The following is a 14879-nucleotide window of genomic DNA, read 5'->3' on the forward strand; positions in this document are numbered from 1 at the left end:
CTTTAACTACGAGTCCCATTCTTCGATTTCCGAGTTGATCCATAACCTGTTGAACGGGTACGGCCAGCCAATCTCATTTCAATCGCTTGCATCTTTATCTCTACCGCATAGCTAACTCTTGTTGCCAACGTAAAAACACCTCCAAGGTTGTCTCCCATATCTGTCGACATGGTTGCATTCTTCTTGAAGGTGTTTTAATTTGTCTCACGTAACGGGGTCAGTCCCTAAGCCTTTCGGCCGTTGCTGCGGGTTTTTATGCGAGTGCTCAGGAATAGCTGACCGAGAACTGATTGCAGGTGAACGAAGCATTCGGAGAGGAAGTGATCTCAAAGCCGAACTGCACGCGGTTCACGATTTCATTGCCCATCCAGCCCTTGCCCTTGATCCAGTTGAGCACGGCGAGCACATCGACCGTACCGGAGTTCGTATTGCTGGTGCGGACGAACGAAAAGACGTCGTTGGAACCGTTGCTTCCCTTGTAAACGTTCCATGTATGGCCGCCGACACTAACGTTCGTATAAGCCGCGACAGGATTTCCATTAGCATCCCAGGAGCCTGCGATCGGGCCGACCGCGCCGGATTTGTTCATCCAGAGCATGATTTCATGGGCGTAGTTGCCGGTCCAGATATCGTAATCGGACGAATAGCTGGAGCCGCTGCCGGGAACGGTCACGTTGAACGAGCTGGTCAGGCTTTTGAGGGAACCGAGCGCGATGCCGATATCCTTGGTGCTGTTGGGATAGGACTTCACGCCCCCGGTGGAAGGCTGGTTCGAGGTGACGCCCCAGTTGCTGTAGGAATTGGCCCAGATCGTCTGGGCGCCGGCTCCGCTGCCCCATACATTGTTGTAGACGATATAACCGCCATTGCTCCAGTTGCCGTATTTGTCGGACGAAGTCCAGGCAGCCGCATATACGGCGGATGCAAAAGCGAAAACGCATAAGGCAGCGATGACAGCCGACGGAAGCAGCCGCTTCATTTTGTTCATGATCTATTCCTCCGCTTCAAATGGGGATGGGACCAAAAAACGGGTAAGCATGAAGACACGCAAATGCCCGACAGAAATGATATTCCCTCGTGAACGGCATCACCTCCTGAGAATGGATCGCTACGCACAACGCGACGAATCGCGGTCATCCCTTCACGCTGCGCGTCGCCATAACGTTGGCCCTAGACTCTGATGCAGCTGAAATACAACCTTGTAAGCGCTGTCAAATCTAGGCAAAATAGATTGTAGCATTCCCGCTGTACAGGAGATACCCTCTGAATCCGCACAAAAAGCCCCTCCAAATCGGACATGAGGCTGTCTTTTCGGGAGGGGACGGATGGCTTGCGTTCATCAGAGACAGGCCTCTACCGGACAGGGATCTAACCCATCACGGAAGCAGCCTCTCTAATGACTTTAACCCATCATCGAGGCAGCACTCTAATGACTTTAATCCATCATCGAGGCAGAACTCTAATGACTTTAATCCATCATCGAGGCAGAACTCTAATGACTTTAACCCATCATCGAGGCAGAACTCTAATGACTTTAACCCATCATCGAGGCAGAACTCTAATGACTTTAACCCATCATCGAGGCAGAACTCTAATGAATTTAGCCCATTATGGAGGCAGCCTTTCCCTAATGCTGACAACATGCTGGCAGGAAAAGGATGTATACTGGGAATCAGAACCATCCTGGCGCACTCCAAGCTTAACTACAATCCAAGGAGGAATTTCCAATGTTGAAATCATTGCCTTCCGTCTCTCTTCGACCCTATGCAAAGGACGATTTCTATCTGCTTCAGCTTGCCAACGCCCCTGACATGACCCGTTATATCGGAGGACCGGAGTCTGAGGAGAAGGTTGGCAAGCGGCATGAGCGCTACTTGGCTCTGCAGCATCACGCCACCGACCGGATGTTCAGCATTGTCCTTCCGGATGGCACGCAGGCAGGCTGCATCGGCTACTGGGAACATGTGTGGAACGGGGAGAGCGTCTATGAGATGGGCTGGTTCACGCTGCCCGCCCTTCAGGGACAGGGGATCGGAACGGCTGCGCTTAAGGCTGCGATCGCTGCCGCCGCCTCCGACGGGCATTTCAGCCATGCATGCGCATTCCCTTCCATCTCCAACCTTCCGTCCAATGCGATTTGCCGCAAAGCCGGCTTAAATCTCGTCGGCGAGTGCCGGTTCGAGTATCCGAAAGGCAGCTTTATGACCTGCAACGAATGGCGCGTAGAGCTTGGGAACGGCTGATCTCAGCGGGATAGAGCGCTTATTCCGCTTCCAGACGATGAGCGGGAAGGAGACGATAGCAAGCCCATTCTCTATCGCTCAGCCGGAAGCCGGAACAAGCATTACCCGGGAAATAGTCCCTTGGACCTTAGCGATTCGACATGAATATCATCGGTTCGCGCGCGGAATCGAGACGTCCCATAAGCTTCAGCATGGTGGACTCCGATATCGCGACACAGCCCGCCGTCGGCTGCGAGGCGCTTCTCCACAGATGGAGGAAAATCGCGCTTCCTTTGCCCGCAACGATGGGATGAGTATTGTACTCGATCACCATGGCGTATCGGTACAGCGGCTGCTTGAGCCGCTCGAAGGAATTCCACAGGCGCGAAGGATCCCCCTCGGTGCGGATCCAGCGGTTGTAATCCCGAGATTCGGGATCGTCGATCCAATAGTCCGAGCTGTCCGTTATCGTATACGGCATCTTCAGTCCCGGCGGCTTTGCCGAAGCGCCAAAGGCTTTGCCCAGCTTGAACAGGCCTTCGGGGGTCTTCCCGTCCCCCTCCTTCTCCTTGCCCATGCCTCCGCGGCCGATCACGGCCGGCGCCTCTCCGAGCGTGCGGGTCCAGCGTCCGCCCTGCTTTTCCCACAAGGCCAGCCTGGCCTTGAAGCCGGAGGAAGCTGCCGCCACGACGACGACCTGCAGGGAGCCCTGCCGATCCGCTTCGGCTTGCCACTGGGCGTTCCGGGCCGCCGCCCGCCCTCCTCCCAGCAGCGAGATGCCGATGCAGCATGCCGTGACCCAAATGACCGGTTTCTTCGACATTGCCCTCTCTCCTTTCGATAAGCCTCTATTCACCTATGTAACCTTGAACAGACTCATTCAAAAAAGTTCCTCAAAAGGGCTGGGCAGCCGAAGCTCCTCGATCTGGAGTCTGCAAAAAAAAACGCCGGACCTCCTCTCAAGGTGTCCGGCGCAACAGATAGGCAGGCAATGTTTGGTGTACTCGTTGGTGTACTCGCGCGCCTCGTGCACCTCGTGCAGCTCCCTGCAGAGCTGCTTTTGACTCTCCTGCACCAATCCTCTCTCCGGGCGTCAGTCTGCCCGTCCGTAACGGACCAGCATGCCGATGCCGTCCGAGAACAGCTTGCGGTAGGTAAGCGCGCCGAGCAGCATGCTCGTGACCGCGGCCGAGCTGGTGAAGGCGAAGACGATCAGAATCTGGTAGCGGACGGCTTCCACCGGATCCGCGCCGGCAATGATCATGCCTGTCATCATGCCGGGAAGCTGGACGAGGCCGACGGTCTTCATGCCGTCGATCGTCGGAATCATGCTGTAGCGGACGGCGCGCTTCAGCGTTCCCTGCACCGCCTGGCGCGGGGAAGCTCCGAGAGCGAGCAGCGTCTCGATCTCGCCGCGCGAGGACTCCGATTCCCGCATCAGCTGCGTGAGGAACAATCCCCCGGCGACCATCGCGTTGCCGATCGTCATCCCGCTGAGCGGAATGATATAACGGGGAGTAGGCTCGATAATGCCGAGCAGCAGCAGAATGCCCATCATGAGCAGCTCCGTGGCGAGAAGAGCAGCGGCGATTCTCCAGAAGATGCCGGGAACTCCTTTGCCCTTGGCGGAAGCATTCCGGGCGGCAACGACGATCATGACCGCGATGATGGCGGCCAGGAGCCAATGGCTGCGGCTTTCGAATACAGCCTGGAGCACGTAGCCGACTGCCAGCAGCTGTACCGCCGCCCGGATCGTCCCGATGGCGATGCCTTTCTCCAGACCGAGCTTCTGCCAATAAGAGATGAACATGGTAATCATGATGAACAGAACTGTAAAGGCCAGCGCCGTATAAGACATCAGCTTTCCTCCGCTCCGCTTCCGCCAGGACCGCCCGAGGATGGCCCCTTGCCCAGAAACGCCAAACCCTCGGGGGTTGCCGGACGGGAGAAGAATCGGCCGGTGTCGGCATCCTCCAGAATCGTATTCCCCGCCATGAACCAGATTCGGCTGCTCGCCCGGGCTGCCTGCTCCTGGTCATGGGAAATCCACAGCATGCCGGTTCCATGCTCCGATCTCCATCTCGACAGCAGCTTCTCGATGGACAGCGCGCTGCCGGGATCAAGGGATGCCGTAATCTCATCCAGCAGCAGGAAATGCGGCTTGAGAAGAAGCGAGCGGATCAGCGACAGCCTTTGCTTCTCGCCTCCGGACAGCTCCGATGCGTCCTTGCCGGGGTCGATGGATCCCAGTCCCGCTTCATCCAGCAGGGCATAGGCCTGCTCGCGCTCGAACGGCAGCCCGTTCAGCGCGCTCGGTGCGGCCAGATTCGAATCGACGCTGCCCGGCAGCATCACCGGGGTCTGGGACACGTACGCGACCTGTCGGCGCCACAGCCGCGGCTCCATGACGGCGCAGGATTTCCCGTCGAGCTCGACGGAGCCGGAATCCGCCTGCTCAAGCAGCGAAAGAACCCGCAGCAGCGTGCTCTTCCCCTGTCCCGAGCGTCCCAGCACGACGACGGTTTCCCCGCTGGATATCGATCCGCTGACTTCCTGGAACAGCATGCGCCTGCCTCCGTCGGCCTTCTTGGCGGGGAGGCTCTTCGCGAGCCTATCCATCTTCAGGATATGAGTCAAATCCCGTTTCCTCCCGTCAGCCTGTCGTACCGGCGGATGCCGGCCGAGGCAAGATGGGTCTCATTCTACCTCAGTCCCGGCAGACGGACAAGCCTCCCGCTGTGAATCCGCTGCTCTTCTCGGAGCGGGCGCCGTCCCCTCTTTTGCGGCCCGTCGTCCATATCTGGAGTAGAGCCAGCCGGCGGCGGCCAGCAGGAGGAGCAGGACGGCGGAGGCAGCCATCCCCGCGAGCGATCCTTTTTTCACTCCCGCATACAGCAGAATCATGGCGAGATGGAACGGAATCAGCCCGACCAATGAAGTCCAAAAGTAGGTGCGGAAACGGACTCTAATCAACCCGCAAGCATAGTTCACCAAATGGTAAGGCAGCAGCCGGGCGATCAGCAGGCTGACCCCGTTTCCCCGCGTGAGCAGTTCCTCTGCCTTGGCATACAGGCGGCCCGAGCCGACGCTTTGGCGCAGCGGCGCAGCGAGCATGCCGGCGAGCCAATAGGAACCGGCCGCTCCGAGCACGCCGCCGGCATACGAGAGCACGCCGCCCCAGACGGCTCCATACATTTCCATCAGCAGGACCGACGTGAATTCTCCCGGCACCGGCGCCATATTAACGGCGGTCTGAATAAGCAGGCCGACCAGCGCTCCCATCCATCCGAATGGGCTGAAGTCGAGCAGGAGCGCTTTCGTTTCCCCCGAACGGATCAAGCAAGCCATGACCGCGCAGAGGAGCGCGAGCAATAAGACGTTCCGAACGATATGCTTGACGGGCGGGGATGAACGGCTGGACATCGGCTGTCCTCCTTCCTTCAGGCCTCGCCTGCTTGGGTCCAGAATCAAGATTTTTGTTCCAGGGAAGAAGAGGCTCCAAAGTCATCGCGGCGGGTTTTCGTCAAATAGACGACCAGGACGATAATCGCCAGCAAAAAGAAGAAGCTGATGCCGCTTGTCCCCCACCCCAGGCCGCCGTCATCGTTGGGCTGAGTAAGATAGTCGCCAAGGGAAGCGCCCAGCGGGCGAGTCAGGATATAGGCCGCCCAGAACGCCGGCACGGCTGCGGACGGGCGTATCCTGCTGGCCAGATAGGTGAGGGCGGTCAAAGCGGCAACGATAGCAGCGGCTTCCAAGTAGCCGAGGCCGAGCCCTTCCGACAGCAGGTCTCCGGCAGCTGTCCCGAAGGCGAAGGTGAACAGGATGGACAGCCAGTAAAAAGCTTCCCTTCTCGGCGTGCGCACGGAATGGATGGAAAGCGTTTTTTCCGAGGCATGCCAGAGGAAGAAAACAATCGCTAGCAGCACGGCGAACAAGAGGCTGGAGAGCTCCAGCGGCACGCCCAGGCTATCGGTCAGATTATCCGTGATCAGCGTGCCGGTTACGCTGATCAGCACGACCGCGAGCCAATACGTCCAGGGAACGTACCGGCTGCTCCGGAATTGAAGGACCAGCGCTCCAATCAGGATCGCTGCCGTGACCAAGGTCGTATTGGCCAGACCAAGCCCAAGTCCTTCGTTCAGAAAATCTGCGGCCGTCTCGCCGACGGTAGTCGCCATGATTTTGATAAGCCAAAAATAAATCGTAATGCGCGGGACTTTGATATCCCCTAAGCCTGCCTCGGAATTTGCCGTTCTCATGCCGATTTCCCCTTTCGCGATCGCATAATCGACATCAGTCTAGCCTCCGATGATTAGAAAGCGGTAAGAGAGTCGCCGCTTCACTTTTATTTAAGAAACCGAAGCTACAATGAGTTCCATAGAGGAAAGGAGAGAGGACGGCATGCATGTTCTGGTCGTGGATCACCAGCCGAAGACGAGACGCCGGCTCATGCAGGAGCTTGGACGGAGCGGCTACCGGACCGAAGCGGCCTTCGACGGACGGGACGGCTTGGACAAAGCCATGAAGGGGAAATGGGATCTTATTCTGCTGGATGCGAAGCTGCCCGGCCTCAGCGGATTGGAAGTGCTCGCTCGAATCCGCAACCTGGACGTGCATACGCCGGTCATCATGCTGAATGCCGCCAAGTCTCTTTCCGACAAGGTGGCCGGTCTAGACGGGGGAGCCGACGATTATCTCGTCAGGCCCTTCGCGATGGAGGAGCTGCTGGCGAGAATCCGCCGCTGCCTTCGGACCGGAACCGCCGCTCCTCCCCGGCAAGGAGACGCGGGACGGAAGCTCGGGACAGGAGGGCTCCTGGTCGATATGGACAATAGGGAGGCGTTCTTATATGGACAGTCTCTTCGCCTTACGACCAAGGAGTACGACTTGCTGAGCTGCCTGCTCAGCCACAGAGGGCAAGCTCTATCACGCGACCAGATCCTCGATTCGGTATGGGGGTATGATTTTGAAGGCGGCCCAAAAATTGTCGACGTCTATGTCGGCTACCTGCGCAAAAAAACCGGGAGCGGCGGCAAAAGCAGCTCCGTCATCGAGACGGTGCGAGGCTTCGGCTACCGGATCCGGCGGGAATACAAATGAAAAGAAGCGCCTTTGCCGCTGCGTCGGCCAAAGCGCTTCTTGACGTTCTATTCGCGGAACCGATACCCGGATCCCCATAGCGTTTCAATATAGGGCACTTCCGTCTTGCCGTATTCGATCTTCTCGCGGATCTTGCGGATATGCACCGTCACGGTCTGGGCGTCTCCCAGCGCTTCGAGCCCCCAGATCCGGTCGAACAGCTGGTCCTTGCTGTACACCCGGTTCGGATTCGAAGCCAAGAAATACAGGAGATCAAATTCTTTTGTCGTCAGCACGACCTCCTCGTCCCGGACGAATACCCGTCTGGAATCGGGTTCGATGCGCAGCTGATCGACCTGGATCTCGCGCGTGGCCCCCCTTCCGATCAGCCGCTCGTAGCGCGACAGATGGGCTTTCACTCTCGCTACGAGCTCAGCCGGCTTGAAGGGCTTCACAATGTAGTCGTCCGCACCGAGCCCGAGGCCTCTGATCATGTCGACGTCCTCGCGGCGCGCGGTTACGATCAAGACCGGAATATCCAGGCTCTCCCGGAATTGGCGGCAAACGTCGAAGCCGTTCAGCTTCGGCAGCATCACATCCAGCACGATCAGATCGTAGCGGCCTGTAAGCCCCATCTCCAAGCCCGCTTCTCCGTCTGTGGCGATATCGGCATGGAATCCGTTGATTTCCATATAGTCCCGCTGCAGCCCGGCAATGCTGGGCTCGTCCTCTACAATCAATATTCGCTTCATTTCTCCGCCCCCTTGGCATATGCTGCCGGCAGCATAAGCTTGATGCAGGTTCCTTGTCCAGGCGCGCTGTCGGCCTCGATGCTTCCGCCGAGTCCTTCCATGATCTGCTTGGCAATGGCCAGCCCAAGCCCCGTGCCGCCTGTAACTGCATTTCGAGATTCCTCCGCGCGGAAGAAACGGTCAAAGATGCAAGGGAGAGCTTCGGAAGGGATTCCCGGACCGTTGTCCCCGACCTCCAGCACGGCGCGATCACCGTCCGCATGCACGCGAACCGCAATCGCCAGCTCCGGCTTATCTCCATACTTGACGCTGTTCTGAACGATATTCCCGAGTACGCGCTTGAATTTCTCCCTGTCGATCCGGACCCGCCATTCCGGTCCGGCCTCGATCTCCGCCTCCAGCCTCGCTCCCCGCTTTTCGAGCTCGATCGCCAGCTCATCGGCCCAGTCGGCCGCGAATGCGGCCAGAGGAACCTCCTCGAAGTGAAACGGAATCCCCTTGAGGTCGAGCTTCGAATAGAGGAAGAGCTCCTCGATCAAATGGCTCATCTCCGCGGTTTTCAATGAGATGGTCTGCAAATAAAGCTCCGTCTTTTCCGGGGAATTGGCGACGCCTTCCAGAATGCCGTCCACATATCCCTGAATAGACGTCAGCGGCGTCCGCAAATCATGAGATATGCTGGTGATCAGCTCCTTGCGGTTGTCTTCATATTGCCGCTGCAGGCGGATGGACTGTTGCAGCCGGCTCCTCATGTTCTCGAAGGCGATTCCGAGCCGTCCGATCTCGTCCTTGCCGGCGATGTCGACCGAGAAATCCAGATTCCCTTCCGTAATTTCCCCGGCTGCGCGCTCCAGCCGGAGCAGCGGCCGAATAATCCGCCGGGACATCAGGCTCGTCAGCAGGAGGTGAGTCGCCACCAGGATGAACAGCAGCGAAACGAACAGCAGCGGAAACAGCTTCCTGGCCGCAAACAGAAGCGGGTCGGTCCGCCTGAGCAGGAAGAGGCTTCCCCGATCCCCCTCCGCCGTCAGATAGTTGTACTGCCGGGCGGTATACAGCTCGCCTTCGTAAGCGATTGCGGGAAGCCCGCGCGCCTCTTGTCCAGCCGTATAGGCAGGGAGGGAGCCCAGGAGCGCATCCTTGCCGCGGATTGCGGCAGACACATAGAAAGGCTGGCCGTCGACGCGGACAAACAGCGCCTGGCCCTCGCTAGACAAGCTGCCGGCGAGATCGTCCAGATAACCCTGATCTGTCAGAAGCTCTCGATTTCGGGCAATCGTATGCTTAAGCAGCGAGTCGTAATTGTCCTCATCCAAGCTTTCCAGCTGCGCCTTGAACATCGTCTTGAGCGGCACGAGCTCCCCGCGGAAGACAAATACGAGCAGCAAGGCTGTCATCAGCATCAACAGCAGCGGAACGACAAGCATGGCGGCATAAGAGAGAAGCAGCTTAACACGTATGGACATCGTCATCCGCTCCGGTTTCCTTCGGCCTGCACCGTTCAAGATCAAGCCTCTTTACGGACAAACATAAGGGATTCGAAGCCAAAAAACAAGGCTGGAGCCGAGGCCATGCCAAGGCCGAAAGCGATTCTATGCAGGGAACCGAAACCAGGCGGCAAGCCATCCGAATCAGCCCCGGCGACAGCACTCCATTTCCTTCTTAAGGAAAGCCGGGACGGCATCGGCTGCCGGCGCGCGCAAGCCGGCCTTCCTGCCGGAAGGAGCCCTTTGCTAATGAGGAACAACTGGAGACAACGCCGATCCGCAAGCCCTAATGCCTCAACCGCCTCTTCCATCTGAATCCCGCCTTTCTCCTGCCCAGCATACGCTTCCGCTCTGAACATCCTGTGAAGCGTTTATGAACACTTTCTTAACTGTCCCTCTATCCCCGCTTCATAAAATATTCATAATCGCTTCGTATAGTGGAATCTAACCTCATTATGCGAAAGGTGATCATCCATGAATGAACAAATCTTCGAGTTTATCAACGGTTGGGCCGGCCGTTATGCCTGGCTGGACAGCCTTATGATCTTCTGTGCGGAATATCTCGTATTCGTCATGCTCGGCATCTTGGCTCTGCTGTGGCTTACAGGTCGCGAGCACAATCAAAAGGCGGTATTCCAAGCCAGCTTGGCAGCCTCGCTCGCGCTGCTGGTCGGCATTTTCCTGATCTCGCCCGCCGTAAATCATCCGCGCCCATTCGTCGCTTCCGTGCATGTGCATCAGCTGGTCGCGCACGCTGCCGACGCTTCGTTTCCGAGCGACCACTCCACGCTCGCCTTCGCGCTGGCCGTCAGCGTCCTGTTCGTCAAGCGGCGCACCGGCCTGCTGCTGCTCGCCATGGCGGTCTTGACCGGACTCGGCCGCGTCTTTGTCGGCGTTCACTACCCCGCCGATATCGCCGGCGCTGCGCTTCTTGCACTGTTTGCAGCTCTCGCCGTATTCGGGCTGAGAAAACGCATCGATGCACTTTCAGCTCCCTTCATCAGGCAGTATCAAAGGCTGGTGCGGAATACGGCAATGCCTCAGCCGGCCGAGGAGGGAAAGGAGCAGTCCTCCTGAAGGAAGCCAAGACTCGATTCAAGCCTTATAATAGAGAGAACTGCCGTCTGCAAGGCAAGGCATAGGAAAGGGGCGTTCTCTTTATGACCAACCCATCATCGCGTTTTGACCAGCTTCATGCGTTCGATTCCATCTCCTCCGAGAAGTGGGGGCTTCATCCCGGCAAAGACATTCTGCCGCTGTGGGTGGCGGACATGGACTTCGCCGCGCCGCCCGCCGTTCTCGAGGCGCTTCAGCAGCGCCTGTCGCAAGGAGTTCTCGGGTATACGAACATCTCCTCCGCCTATAAAGAAGCGGTTGCCGCATGGATGGGGCGCCGCCACGGCTGGGAGGTCGATCCGAGATGGATCCGCTTCTGTCCCGGAGTCGTCACTTCGCTTGGCGTCATCATCCGCGCCTGCACGTCGCCTGGAGACCGGATTGTCATCCAGCCTCCCGTCTACCCGCCGTTCCACAGCATCGTCTCGGACAACGGCCGAGAGCTCTCGCTCAACCCTCTGCTGCTCGATTCCGACGGCACCTACCGCATCAATTTCGACGAGCTGGAGGAAATGACGGCCGACGGCTCCGTGAAAATGCTTATCCTGTGCCATCCCCACAATCCCGTCGGCAGGGTCTGGTCCCGGGCCGAACTGGACAGGCTGTCGGAGCTCTGTCTGAGCCGCGGCATCCTGGTCGTGTCGGATGAGATCCACGGCGATCTCGTCCATGGAGAGGAAGCCTTCGTTCCCTATGCCTCCTTGTCCGCTGCCGCCGCCTCGCGCTCCGTCATCTGCACGGCGCCGAGCAAGAGCTTCAACATCGCCGGCTTGAATACGTCCAACATCATCGTGTCGGATGACGGACTGCGCAGCCAGATTACCGAGGAGCTGCGCCGCTGCTCGCTCGGCTCCATCTCCGTCTTCGGCTACGCCGCAGCCAAAGCCGCGTATGGAGAAGGCGAGGAATGGCTGGACGAGGCGCTGGCCTACATCCGGAGCAATCTGGCCTACGTGGCTTCATATATCGAAGAGCATATTCCCGAAATCTCCGTCAAGCTGCCGGAGGGCACCTACCTGCTGTGGCTGGACTGCTCGGGACTGGGAATGCAGGATGCCGATCTGCACCGCTTCTTCCTCGACGAGGCGCGGCTTCAGCTCAGCGCCGGCACGGCCTTCGGCAGCGGCGGCGCCGGCCATATGCGGCTCTTCCGGGCGAGTCAGGCGCTAGAGGGCGCGATTAGCCAGTACCTATACCAACGCTAAGGAGCGACTATACCAATGGGGGAGTACGAACAAGCGCGCCAGGATGCGTACCGAGCAGGAGACTATGACGCAATCGAACGAATCATAGACGCAGAGGCAGCCGGAGAAACAGTCGAGCAGCCGAAGCCGGTCAACGCCAAACGGAAGGGAACGCACTGGCATCGAGATCCGGGCGCCGGAGCCGTCGAGTTTGCGCGGGAACAAGTGGGGGAGCTGACGGGCGAGGAGGGTTACGACGTCGTGCGCAGCCTGATAACGAGGCCGGCGGAAGAGTACGGAGACAAGCGCGTAAAGGTCTGCGTGTACTGCCGCTATCTGTGGCGCGATCCAAGCCTACGGAATACTCGCGGAACATGTTCAGACGAGTGCAAGACCGCGTTAAGATCGGAGCAAACGGCAATACGGCGCAAAGAGCAGGCGATGAGGATAGCGTTCTGGCAGGTCAAAGAGGAGAAACGCGTTCGGATTAGTTACTTCTACTGGCTGGAATACCCGTTTTGGGTAAACGAGTACGACATGTTGAAACGTACATGGAAGCACGAAGTCAGCGGCTACGACCAAAGTTTCCTTGATAAAATGAGCACGAAAAACGAGACGATCGGACCCCGAAATCGGAAAAAGCCAAAACGGAGACCGCAAGAGTAATTTTAAGTGGCGACATTTCGGTATAGGTGAGAAGGGGAGTTCAGGCGATTCCCCGGTATTTTATTTGCCCATCGTGCGATATTTCAAACGTAAAGGAGGGGAATGCGTTATGGATGGAATTGGAGTGCGTGGACTGCGCCTCAAACTCGGCTTGACTCAAGTACAATTTGCAGAGTGCCTTGGCGTCAGTCAATCGCTAATCTGCGATGTTGAAAACGGCCGTCGGAATGTCTCGCCTAATCTACGCGTTCGGATCGCGCTTGAATGCGGCGCGGGGGAAGACGTTATCGAGACGCTGGCACGCGCAAAGGCATCGAGCAAGCTTGTATTTTGACGCGAAATAAGACGCTCAAGGCGCGGGGGTTCCAATGACACCGGCGCTTAATTGGCGTGCCTAAAACGCGGCCAAAACGAGGGCAACCGTACCATATATGCGCGAGAAATCGAGGGGGTTAGGTGTTGGGGAGACACGAAATCGAGTACGGAGCCAAGAGGCCGCTCGTTTTTGAAGATTACGATATTCGCAATCACTGGCGCAAGGCGCTTTACATCAAGATTGACGATTACATCCGCGGCAATGTCCGGGCGGATACGCTTGTCGGCTACGACCTGGCTCAGAGGTGCCGGCGCATCGAGAAAGTGGCGATAGAGATATGCAAGTCATACGCTCCAACGCGAAATTACGGAATAAAGAAAGCGGAGATTCGTACAGCGATCGACCATATCTTCAAGCTAATGGAGGCGGAGTACCATGTTCAAAGTCACGGAGATAACGCCACTATCGAAGCATCAGCGCTTGGTGAAGCTGGAAAATGAAAATGGCGCGACGACGACGCTGACATATGGCGCAGGCTTCTCGGATGCACACATTCGACTAATGGCGCCGGGTATCGCAGGCAAGAGCGAGCTTAAATCGAAACCAAAAGGGGAGATGACGGAATGGGAATCGGAAATGGCGGAAGTAAAACGTGGACTGGCGGAGCGGAGACGGGTGACATGATCGCGACTATTGGGCCGAGTATCGCTCGGAGTACGACGGTAGCAACGCCGGAGCTGCCGGACAAGCCGAAGAAGAAGCGCGGCATGATTGTTAAGGTGACGGACCGCGGTTTCTCGTTTATCGAAGCGGAGGACGGCGTGCAAGTCTTCGTCCACCAATCGCAGCTTAACGAGGCCGGCATCTTTCAACCGCGCTACGGCGACAAGGTGACGTTTGATATCGAGGTGAACGCGCGCAACGGAAAGGAACAGGCGGTCAATGTCGCGGAGTCATTCCACCGTTGAAAACTTACGCCTATGTCGCGGTAACAAAGACTGCAGACGGGCGCGTCGCGGCTGGCGTTGAGTTCCAGCGCTTGACGGACGAGGGCTTCCTTCCGTACTGGATAAGCTCGTGGGTTCGCGATGGCCTAAAATCGCCGTCCATACGCCAAGCCGTCACGCTGATACTTAGCGAGTCACTGGCGGCGGTCGATCCGGAGCATACGGAAGTTGAGTTCGCCTCTTTTGTGGGGCCATTCCATCGTCACGCGGAAATACGCGATCAGCTCCGACTATGCGCGCGCGACGGGCTTAAAATCCGGCTCCGCTTTGAACAGCGGCACGTTATCGTTAGGCGGAGCAACGCGCTGGAACTCGCCAACGACGCGCTCAGGCGGGGAACGACGATTTCAATGCCAGTATAAAAAAACGAGAGGAAGATTAACCATGAAAATTACCGACCAACAAGCAGAACTGCTCGACGTACGACTGATGCAGGGGAATGACGTGCTTAAACCGGGCTCCATGATTCAAGAACTGCAAGGACGTGTGGCGCAGAATCAAGCGCCGTCCACCGCTTCTGACGTCGCCGGCCTGAAAGCCGATCTGAACGCGCTAATTGCGAAGCTCCGCGCCGCAGGGCTAATGGAATGAACTATTCCCTCTATATCGCGAGTGTGGCCGACGATAAGCGCGCGGCCTATTCGTGGTGCCTCGTCAATTACGAAGGAGTCGCGTCCGAAGGCGTTTACCTGACTCACGGTGAGCGCCGCTTCGATGAACCGTACTGCGCCCATGTCGCGCTTCAACGGGCATTGCGGGAGGCTGCGCGCCAGGCGGGTAAGATTCGGCTCCGCATCGTTATGGATGAAGTCGTATCCGGCGCGATCGGCTACGAGATCCTTGACGCCAACCGGCCGCTTTATCCTGCGTTGCTGCAGACGACCAAACGCGTTCTCCGCCGCTTTGATGAAGTAGAATTCGCCGCGTTCCGGAAAGACGAAGCCGACGCGCTGCCGGAAGAATCCGCGGTAATCGACGACGCAATGACAGCGCTAGAGGATGCGCGCACGCTCGCCGGCCAGCTCCGGTTATGGCGCGACCTGATCG

General features: G+C 57.9%; 20 protein-coding genes. 12 read left to right on the forward strand and 8 right to left on the reverse strand.

Translation table 11 applies throughout. The annotated features are described in order from the left end of the window. Window positions 1-265: 265 nt before the first annotated feature. Window positions 266-988 (reverse strand): GH12 family glycosyl hydrolase domain-containing protein, encoded by a 723-nt coding sequence (locus tag BN871_RS21975; RefSeq protein ID WP_048748847.1) that lies wholly within the window; start codon window positions 986-988, stop codon window positions 266-268. 739 nt (window positions 989-1727) lie between these two features. On the opposite strand from BN871_RS21975, the gene BN871_RS21980 reads away from it, so the two are divergent. Further along, window positions 1728-2243, forward strand: a complete 516-nt coding sequence (locus BN871_RS21980; protein ID WP_021880674.1) for a GNAT family N-acetyltransferase — start codon at window positions 1728-1730, stop codon at window positions 2241-2243. Window positions 2244-2370: 127 nt separating this feature from the next. Here the strand turns inward: BN871_RS21980 and BN871_RS21985 are convergent, their stop codons facing one another. The 5 genes from BN871_RS21985 to BN871_RS22010 form a co-directional block, all read right to left on the reverse strand. Then, window positions 2371-3045 carry a L,D-transpeptidase gene (locus BN871_RS21985; protein WP_083436588.1) on the reverse strand — a complete coding sequence of 225 codons (675 nt, stop codon included), beginning with the start codon at window positions 3043-3045 and terminating at the stop codon, window positions 2371-2373. Between the two features lie 270 nt (window positions 3046-3315). Further along, a complete protein-coding gene (locus BN871_RS21995; RefSeq protein ID WP_048748850.1) occupies window positions 3316-4080 on the reverse strand; it encodes an ABC transporter permease in 765 nt (254 codons plus the stop codon). Continuing rightward, window positions 4080-4859 carry an ATP-binding cassette domain-containing protein gene (locus BN871_RS22000; RefSeq protein ID WP_157060363.1) on the reverse strand — a complete coding sequence of 260 codons (780 nt, stop codon included), beginning with the start codon at window positions 4857-4859 and terminating at the stop codon, window positions 4080-4082. Before BN871_RS22000 ends, BN871_RS21995 begins: the two co-directional genes overlap by 1 nt. A 60-nt stretch (window positions 4860-4919) precedes the next feature. After that, window positions 4920-5645 carry a TVP38/TMEM64 family protein gene (locus BN871_RS22005; protein ID WP_048748852.1) on the reverse strand — a complete coding sequence of 242 codons (726 nt, stop codon included), beginning with the start codon at window positions 5643-5645 and terminating at the stop codon, window positions 4920-4922. A gap of 44 nt (window positions 5646-5689) precedes the next feature. Beyond that, complete coding sequence (locus BN871_RS22010; RefSeq protein ID WP_048748855.1) at window positions 5690-6484, reverse strand: membrane protein; 795 nt, start codon at window positions 6482-6484, stop codon at window positions 5690-5692. Window positions 6485-6626: 142 nt separating this feature from the next. Here BN871_RS22010 and BN871_RS22015 point away from each other — a divergent pair, with 142 nt between their 5' ends. Continuing rightward, window positions 6627-7325: a response regulator transcription factor gene (locus BN871_RS22015; RefSeq protein WP_048748858.1), complete on the forward strand. Its 699-nt coding sequence runs from the start codon at window positions 6627-6629 to the stop codon at window positions 7323-7325. Between the two features lie 47 nt (window positions 7326-7372). Here BN871_RS22015 and BN871_RS22020 read toward each other — a convergent pair whose 3' ends face one another. Further along, window positions 7373-8056 carry a response regulator transcription factor gene (locus BN871_RS22020; protein ID WP_021880666.1) on the reverse strand — a complete coding sequence of 228 codons (684 nt, stop codon included), beginning with the start codon at window positions 8054-8056 and terminating at the stop codon, window positions 7373-7375. Beyond that, on the reverse strand, window positions 8053-9522 hold the full coding sequence (locus BN871_RS22025; protein ID WP_048748877.1) for a cell wall metabolism sensor histidine kinase WalK: 1470 nt from the start codon (window positions 9520-9522) through the stop codon (window positions 8053-8055). Before BN871_RS22025 ends, BN871_RS22020 begins: the two co-directional genes overlap by 4 nt. A 495-nt stretch (window positions 9523-10017) precedes the next feature. On the opposite strand from BN871_RS22025, the gene BN871_RS22035 reads away from it, so the two are divergent. The 10 genes from BN871_RS22035 to BN871_RS22075 all read left to right on the forward strand — a co-directional run. Next, window positions 10018-10620, forward strand: a complete 603-nt coding sequence (locus BN871_RS22035) for an undecaprenyl-diphosphatase (RefSeq protein WP_021880664.1) — start codon at window positions 10018-10020, stop codon at window positions 10618-10620. Between the two features lie 83 nt (window positions 10621-10703). Further along, entirely contained in the window at window positions 10704-11864 is a 1161-nt protein-coding gene (locus tag BN871_RS22040) for a MalY/PatB family protein (protein ID WP_053087031.1), read from the forward strand. A 15-nt stretch (window positions 11865-11879) separates the two neighbouring features. Then, complete coding sequence (locus tag BN871_RS22045) at window positions 11880-12509, forward strand: hypothetical protein (protein WP_048748864.1); 630 nt, start codon at window positions 11880-11882, stop codon at window positions 12507-12509. A gap of 109 nt (window positions 12510-12618) precedes the next feature. Continuing rightward, entirely contained in the window at window positions 12619-12843 is a 225-nt protein-coding gene (locus tag BN871_RS22050; protein ID WP_021881476.1) for a helix-turn-helix transcriptional regulator, read from the forward strand. A 125-nt stretch (window positions 12844-12968) separates the two neighbouring features. Next, window positions 12969-13325 (forward strand): hypothetical protein, encoded by a 357-nt coding sequence (locus BN871_RS28630; protein ID WP_021881477.1) that lies wholly within the window; start codon window positions 12969-12971, stop codon window positions 13323-13325. Then, the gene (locus tag BN871_RS27960; protein ID WP_198158084.1) at window positions 13306-13509 is read left to right on the forward strand and encodes a hypothetical protein; all 204 of its coding nucleotides are present in this window, start codon (window positions 13306-13308) and stop codon (window positions 13507-13509) included. The genes BN871_RS28630 and BN871_RS27960 overlap by 20 nt, the downstream gene beginning before the upstream one ends. Further along, window positions 13506-13793, forward strand: a complete 288-nt coding sequence (locus tag BN871_RS27125; protein WP_198158085.1) for a cold shock domain-containing protein — start codon at window positions 13506-13508, stop codon at window positions 13791-13793. Before BN871_RS27960 ends, BN871_RS27125 begins: the two co-directional genes overlap by 4 nt. Beyond that, complete coding sequence (locus BN871_RS22065; protein ID WP_048748869.1) at window positions 13790-14194, forward strand: hypothetical protein; 405 nt, start codon at window positions 13790-13792, stop codon at window positions 14192-14194. Before BN871_RS27125 ends, BN871_RS22065 begins: the two co-directional genes overlap by 4 nt. Window positions 14195-14216: 22 nt before the next feature. Then, on the forward strand, window positions 14217-14423 hold the full coding sequence (locus tag BN871_RS22070; protein WP_048748870.1) for a hypothetical protein: 207 nt from the start codon (window positions 14217-14219) through the stop codon (window positions 14421-14423). After that, window positions 14420-14879, forward strand: a 460-nt coding sequence (locus BN871_RS22075) for a hypothetical protein (protein ID WP_048748872.1), incomplete at its 3' end; no start/stop codon positions are given. The genes BN871_RS22070 and BN871_RS22075, both read left to right, overlap by 4 nt.

The sequence above is a fragment of the Paenibacillus sp. P22 genome (genome assembly GCF_000469945.2).
Classification (GTDB): domain Bacteria; phylum Bacillota; class Bacilli; order Paenibacillales; family Paenibacillaceae; genus Paenibacillus_O; species Paenibacillus_O humicus.

Excerpts from the sequence above, each read along its gene's own strand:
- BN871_RS21975 (WP_048748847.1), bottom strand. The coding sequence starts at position 988 with ATGAACAAAATGAAGCGGCTGCTTCCGTCGGCTGTCATCGCTGCCTTA.
- BN871_RS21980 (WP_021880674.1), top strand. The coding sequence starts at position 1,728 with ATGTTGAAATCATTGCCTTCCGTCTCTCTTCGACCCTATGCAAAGGAC.
- BN871_RS21985 (WP_083436588.1), bottom strand. The coding sequence starts at position 3,045 with ATGTCGAAGAAACCGGTCATTTGGGTCACGGCATGCTGCATCGGCATC.
- BN871_RS21995 (WP_048748850.1), bottom strand. The coding sequence starts at position 4,080 with ATGTCTTATACGGCGCTGGCCTTTACAGTTCTGTTCATCATGATTACC.
- BN871_RS22005 (WP_048748852.1), bottom strand. The coding sequence starts at position 5,645 with ATGTCCAGCCGTTCATCCCCGCCCGTCAAGCATATCGTTCGGAACGTC.
- BN871_RS22010 (WP_048748855.1), bottom strand. The coding sequence starts at position 6,484 with ATGAGAACGGCAAATTCCGAGGCAGGCTTAGGGGATATCAAAGTCCCG.
- BN871_RS22015 (WP_048748858.1), top strand. The coding sequence starts at position 6,627 with ATGCATGTTCTGGTCGTGGATCACCAGCCGAAGACGAGACGCCGGCTC.
- BN871_RS22020 (WP_021880666.1), bottom strand. The coding sequence starts at position 8,056 with ATGAAGCGAATATTGATTGTAGAGGACGAGCCCAGCATTGCCGGGCTG.
- BN871_RS22025 (WP_048748877.1), bottom strand. The coding sequence starts at position 9,522 with ATGTCCATACGTGTTAAGCTGCTTCTCTCTTATGCCGCCATGCTTGTC.
- BN871_RS22035 (WP_021880664.1), top strand. The coding sequence starts at position 10,018 with ATGAATGAACAAATCTTCGAGTTTATCAACGGTTGGGCCGGCCGTTAT.
- BN871_RS22040 (WP_053087031.1), top strand. The coding sequence starts at position 10,704 with ATGACCAACCCATCATCGCGTTTTGACCAGCTTCATGCGTTCGATTCC.
- BN871_RS22045 (WP_048748864.1), top strand. The coding sequence starts at position 11,880 with ATGGGGGAGTACGAACAAGCGCGCCAGGATGCGTACCGAGCAGGAGAC.
- BN871_RS22050 (WP_021881476.1), top strand. The coding sequence starts at position 12,619 with ATGGATGGAATTGGAGTGCGTGGACTGCGCCTCAAACTCGGCTTGACT.
- BN871_RS27125 (WP_198158085.1), top strand. The coding sequence starts at position 13,506 with ATGATCGCGACTATTGGGCCGAGTATCGCTCGGAGTACGACGGTAGCA.
- BN871_RS22070 (WP_048748870.1), top strand. The coding sequence starts at position 14,217 with ATGAAAATTACCGACCAACAAGCAGAACTGCTCGACGTACGACTGATG.